The sequence below is a fragment of the uncultured Psychromonas sp. genome (assembly GCF_947489755.1).
Classification (GTDB): domain Bacteria; phylum Pseudomonadota; class Gammaproteobacteria; order Enterobacterales; family Psychromonadaceae; genus Psychromonas.
The window spans coordinates 79,120-85,119 of the sequence record NZ_CANLFB010000021.1 but is presented as its reverse complement, the minus strand read 5'-3'; the positions used below and the strand labels follow the sequence as shown (position 1 = coordinate 85,119).

At 40.1% G+C, this 6,000-nt stretch carries 4 protein-coding genes and 2 tRNA genes; all 6 read right to left on the bottom strand.

All coding sequences use genetic code 11. From position 1 onward, the window contains the following. A tRNA-Arg gene (locus tag Q0794_RS12790) sits at positions 1-77 on the bottom strand. Between the two features lie 18 nt (positions 78-95). Continuing rightward, positions 96-188, bottom strand: a tRNA-Ser gene (locus Q0794_RS12785). A gap of 173 nt (positions 189-361) precedes the next feature. Continuing rightward, entirely contained in the window at positions 362-541 is a 180-nt protein-coding gene (gene csrA, locus Q0794_RS12780) for a carbon storage regulator CsrA (RefSeq protein ID WP_025566169.1), read from the bottom strand. 99 nt (positions 542-640) lie between these two features. After that, on the bottom strand, positions 641-1,873 hold the full coding sequence (locus Q0794_RS12775; protein ID WP_298942469.1) for an aspartate kinase: 1,233 nt from the start codon (positions 1,871-1,873) through the stop codon (positions 641-643). Positions 1,874-1,915: 42 nt separating this feature from the next. Further along, on the bottom strand, positions 1,916-4,543 hold the full coding sequence (gene alaS / locus Q0794_RS12770; RefSeq protein WP_298942468.1) for an alanine--tRNA ligase: 2,628 nt from the start codon (positions 4,541-4,543) through the stop codon (positions 1,916-1,918). Between the two features lie 405 nt (positions 4,544-4,948). Then, positions 4,949-5,791, bottom strand: coding sequence for a 23S rRNA (adenine(2030)-N(6))-methyltransferase RlmJ (gene rlmJ / locus Q0794_RS12765; RefSeq protein ID WP_298942466.1), 843 nt, complete (start codon positions 5,789-5,791; stop codon positions 4,949-4,951). Between the last annotated feature and the right edge of the window lie 209 nt (positions 5,792-6,000).

The window sequence follows — 6,000 nt, the reverse complement described above, 5'->3', positions numbered from 1 at the left end:
TGGTGCGGGTGAAGGGATTCGAACCCCTGACCGCCTGGTTCGTAGCCAGGTACTCTATCCAGCTGAGCTACACCCGCTTTAAGAATCTACAAGAATGGCGGTGGAGGAGGGATTCGAACCCTCGAACAGGCTATAAACCCGTTACTCCCTTAGCAGGGGAGCGCCTTCGGCCACTCGGCCACCCCACCGTCGTCTTGTTGGCGCACATATTACTGTCTTCTGAAAACAAGTCAAACACTTTTTAAAAGAAAACTTTCCGTTTGCTCGCTATTCGAACAACCTGCTTAAATTTCATCTACATTGCACAAATTTCAGACATAAAAAAAGAGCCCTTAGGCTCTTTCTTTAAGAATGACTAGTATCAACTAGCGGCATTCTTTTCTGCTTGAATACGCATATAAATCTCTTCACGATGCACAGACACATCTTTTGGAGCATTAACGCCTACACGTACTTGATTACCTTTAACGCCTAATACAGTAACAGTCACGTTGTCACCAATCATAAGAGTTTCGCCTACACGGCGTGTTAAAATTAACATATATACTGCTCCTAAATTATTCTAATTATATCGAGATGATGAGTATGGCTCATTACACAGTAAATACATCTTTTATTTACTGTGTATATAGCACCAATTCTATTTTTCTTGCGTTGGTTCTGTTTCTAGCTCAAATGCTTTATGTAAAGCACGTACAGCTAATTCTAAATACTTACTATCTACTAATACTGAAATTTTGATTTCAGAAGTAGCAATTTGATGCATGTTAATCCCTTCCGCACCCAATGTTTCAAACATTTTTTGCGCAACACCAGGATGATTCCACATACCGACACCGACAATAGATACTTTTGCAATCTCATTATTACCTTGTACCGAATTCGCTTGTAGCTTTTCACAAACAACATTTAATAATTTTGTTGCTTGATCATAGTCGTCACGATGTACTGTAAAAGTAAAATCTGTTTTACCGTCACCCAGTGTATTTTGCACGATCATATCAACATCAATATTGGCGGCACCAATAGGAGAAAGGATTTGAGCAGCAACCGTTGGTTGATCAGGAACACCAGATAAAGTTAAACGCGCTTCATCACGATTAAATGCGATACCAGAGATAACAGGAGATTCCATTTTATTTTCCTCATAACTAATTAACGTACCACCACCATCTTTAAAACTAGAAAGTACACGTAGTGGCACGTTGTATTTTCCTGCAAATTCTACTGAGCGAATTTGTAACACTTTCGCGCCTAAACTCGCCATTTCAAGCATTTCTTCAAACGTAATACTGTCAAGGCGACGTGCATTAGGCTCAACACGAGGATCAGTAGTATAGACACCATCAACATCCGTATAGATTTGGCATTCGTCAGCTTTTAATGCAGCTGCGATAGCAACAGCAGAAGTATCACTGCCGCCACGTCCTAGTGTCGTAATGTTATTACTTTCACTACGACCTTGGAAACCAGCAACAACCACGACGCGCCCTTCTTTTATATGCTTCTGAAGGTTCTCAGTTTCTACATTTAAAATACGTGCTTTAGCGTGGTTAGAGTCGGTTTTTAAACGAATTTGATCGCCGGTCATTGAAACAGCATCAACACCAATATTGTGAAGCGCCATAGACAGCAAAGCGATAGTCGTTTGCTCACCAGTGGTCAACAATACATCCATCTCACGTGCAGTGGGTGTATCGTTAAACTCTTTCGCTAGCGCGATTAAACGATTGGTCTCACCAGACATAGCCGATAAAACAACCACGACATCATGACCTGCTTCTTTCGTCGCTTTAACTTTCTCTGCGACGGCTTTGATACGTTCCACATTTCCAACGGAAGTACCACCATATTTTTGAACTAGTAATGCCATTTCTTTTCCTTTCTACACAACCAAGGTATAGACCCCTAATTTTTATAAACGTTCAGTTAACCAAGGAGTTACCAATGCAAGCGCATCTTTTAATGCAGCAGGATTGTTTCCGCCAGCCATCGCCATATCTGGACGACCGCCACCTTTTCCGCCAACAGGGATAGCAACAACATTCACTAAATCACCTGCTTTGACTTTTTTAGTTAAGTCTTTTGTTACACCTGCAATCAAACTAACCTTGTCATCGCCAACCGTTGTTGCCAATACCACGATGCCTGATTGTAGCTTGTTCTTCATTTCATCGACGCTATTACGTAACGTTTTAGGGTCAATGCCTTCCATGTAAGCAACAACGACTTTAACGCCGTTGATATCGACAGCTTGCTCAGTCAAGTTTGAACCCGCTTCACTTGCCGCTTTGGCTTTAAGTTGCGCCAACTCTTTCTCAAGCGCTTTATTACGCTCTAGTGTTTGAAGGATTTTCTCACCTAACGTGAATGAATCCCCTTTAACAAGATCACAGGCTTTATTGAATTGCTCACGTAAGTTTTGCAATATATTACCAGCCGCATCACCCGCAGCCGCTTCAATACGACGTACACCAGCAGCCGTACCAGCTTCAGAAGTGATAATGAATAACCCCATATCACCAGTACGTTGTACGTGAGTACCACCACATAGTTCAGTAGAGAAGTCACCCATTTGTACAACACGTACCATATCGCCGTATTTCTCACCAAATAATGCCATTGCACCTTGGTTCTTCGCTTCTTCAATGTCCATCAGCTTAGTAACAACTTCATAGTTGTTACGAATGGCTTGATTCACCATATAAGTCACTTTATTAAGTGCTTCAGTAGATACCGCTTCAAAGTGAGAAAAATCAAAACGTAGTTTCTCATCATCACATAACGACCCTTTTTGAGTCACATGCTCACCTAACACTTGGCGTAATGCTTCGTGTAATAAATGCGTTGCAGAATGATGTAATGCAATTGATTTACGACGTTCAGCATCGACTTCAGCTTCAACAGACTCATTTGCTTTGATAGATCCCATACTCACATAACCAATATGTAAGAAAGCATCACCTGATTTTTTAGTATCAGTAACAACAAAAATACCGTTACTAAACTTAAGCACACCAGCGTCACCGACTTGGCCGCCTGACTCTGCGTAAAATGGTGTTTTAGCTAGCACGATTTGTGCGTTATCGCCTTCTACTAAACTATCAACAAACTGCCCTTCTTTGATTAACGTCGTCACCGTAGAAGATCCTACCAATGCTTGATAACCAATAAACTCAGTTTTACCTTCAATTTTTAAGACATCGTTATAATCTTTACCGAAGTTATTCGCTGCTTGAGCACGTTTACGTTGCTCTGACATTGCCGAATCAAAACCATCTTCATCGATGGTTAATTCACGTTCACGCGCAATATCTGCTGTTAAATCAGCAGGGAAACCGTAAGTATCGTAAAGTTTAAATACAACGTCACCAGGAATAACATTGCCTTTTAATGCATCTAGTTCGTTATCTAAAATTTGTAAGCCACGCTCTAGCGTTTTACCAAACTGCTCTTCTTCTAAACGTAAGATCTTTTCAACGAATTCACGTTGTTGACCTAGTTCTGGGTAAGCATCGCCCATTTGTTTAACGAGCTCTTCATAAACACGGTAAAAGAATACGTCTTTTGCACCTAGTTTATGACCGTGACGGACTGCACGACGAATAATACGACGTAGCACATAACCACGTCCTTCGTTTGACGGCATAACTCCATCACAGATCAAGAAACCACATGAACGAATATGGTCGGCTACGACGCGTAATGATTTATCTTGTAAATCTTGTGCGCCTGTTACGTCAGCTACTTTTTGAATCAAGCCTTGGAATAGGTCGATATCGTAGTTTGAGTGACCGTTTTGAATAATCGCAGAAATACGCTCTAAGCCCATACCCGTATCGATAGATGGGTTAGGTAGATTTTCCATTGTGCCATCAGCACTACGGTTAAACTGCATGAAAACGATGTTCCAAATTTCAATGAAACGATCGCCATCTTCTTCAGGTGTGCCAGGAGGACCACCCCAAATGTGCTCACCGTGATCGTAGAAAATTTCAGAACAAGGACCACAAGGACCCGTATCACCCATTGACCAGAAATTATCAGACTCGTATTTTTTATCAGCTGATTTATCGCCAATACGGATAATTTTATCTTCTGGTACGCCGATTTTATCAGCCCATAATGAGAATGCTTCGTCATCACTTTCGTAAATAGTCACAAGCAGTTTTTCTTTTGGTATTTGCAGAACGTCAGTTAAGTATTCCCACGCAAAACAAATCGCTTCTTCTTTGAAGTAATCACCAAAACTAAAGTTACCTAACATTTCAAAGAAAGTATGATGACGAGCCGTGTAACCAACGTTATCTAGATCGTTGTGTTTACCACCAGCACGCACACAACGTTGGCTTGACGTTGCACGTGTATAAGCTCTTTTTTCAGTGCCTAAAAAGGTATCTTTAAATTGGTTCATACCTGCATTAGTAAATAACAAAGTAGGGTCATTCTCAGGGACTAGTGAACTACTGCTCACAGTCTGATGCCCTTTCTTACCAAAGAAATCCATAAATCCTTGGCGAATATCAGCGGTCGATTTAGTCATGACTTATTCCATGTAAAAGTGTCAATTTAGGTATTCTTAAAAAATGAGTCTTTAAGCGCTAAATAGATAAAAAATAAATGGAGGCTAATATATCATGCAGACGGTGCTGGTGAAAGTAGCGATAAATGCCGTCATAGCAATTATTTATTACTCAATATAACCTATCTGAATAAGCGAATCGGCAATTTACGGTTAAACCTCTTACGTAACGAATCAAAGGTGATTCAAGACGAATAGTTTGTTGAGTTTATATTGATTCAAAGATCGTATTTTACTGACATAAGATGTAGACATAAAATATGGGAAATGGGTTAACCAAGAGATGAATGATTGAGGGATTACTGTTGAAGAAAAAAGTTAATTGACTAGCGATACCACTGACCACTAGCCAAAACTTAAAAACGTTTATTCAGCGACTAACGTTTCAATACGATAGAAACCTTCACCGTCAATACCTAACGCTTCAGCTAAAAATGGCAAACTATGTTGCATCTCTTTTTGTAACGTCCATGGCGGGTTAATCACAATCATACCGCTTGACGTCATACCGCGCTCTTCTTTATCAGCTTCAATACCCAATTCAAATAACAGAATATTTTTAATGCCTGACGACTTTAACGCTCTTTCCATTTTGTTGATCAGTGTGCGTTTAACAACGGGATACCATAACGCATAAGTTCCTGTCGCAAAACGACGGTGCGCAGCAATTAACTTCTCAACCACTTCGTCATACTCTGTTTTAATTTCATAAGACGGATCAACCAGCACTAAACCACGACGTTCTTTAGGCGGCATAGTCGCAATCAAACCTTGTAAGCCATCGCTATTCGCCATTTTAATGCGGCGATCACCAGAAAAATTACCACGCATGTTAGTAAATTCATTCGGGTGTAATTCAAATAAAAACATACGATCTTCATCACGACGCATTTGATTACAAATCATCGGAGAACCAGGATATGACAATAACGCACCTTCACCATTGAACGCTTTAACCTGATCTAAATAACGTGAAACGGGCACAGGTAAGTTTTTAAGCCCCCATAACGCACCAATCCCATTGTTAAATTCACCTGTTTTAAGTGATTGAGCTGAATCTAATTGAAAAGCACCACAGCCAGAATGAGTATCCAAATAACAAAAAGCTTTATCTTTTTGTAACAAGTAATCAAGGATAGAGGCTAATACAGTATGCTTTAACACATCTGCAAAATTCCCAGCATGGTATGAATGACGATAACTCAGCACAAAAAACTCCAAATATAGTAAAAATAAACAAAGGCAGTATAAAGTCTTTAAGCCCTCATTGCGCGAATAATCGCACGAAAAGTCACACGAAAAATCATGGGAAAGTTGCGTGAAAAATTACGCAAAACAGATAATACGATGAATGGCTGTCGTGTCATAAGGTAAACGCTATTTCTTTAACTTAGTATGCAGACAACAGTAACAGTCTT

Coding starts and splice junctions, on each gene's coding strand:
- csrA (WP_025566169.1), bottom strand. CDS start 541: ATGTTAATTTTAACACGCCGTGTAGGCGAAACTCTTATGATTGGTGAC.
- alaS (WP_298942468.1), bottom strand. CDS start 4,543: ATGACTAAATCGACCGCTGATATTCGCCAAGGATTTATGGATTTCTTT.
- Q0794_RS12775 (WP_298942469.1), bottom strand. CDS start 1,873: ATGGCATTACTAGTTCAAAAATATGGTGGTACTTCCGTTGGAAATGTG.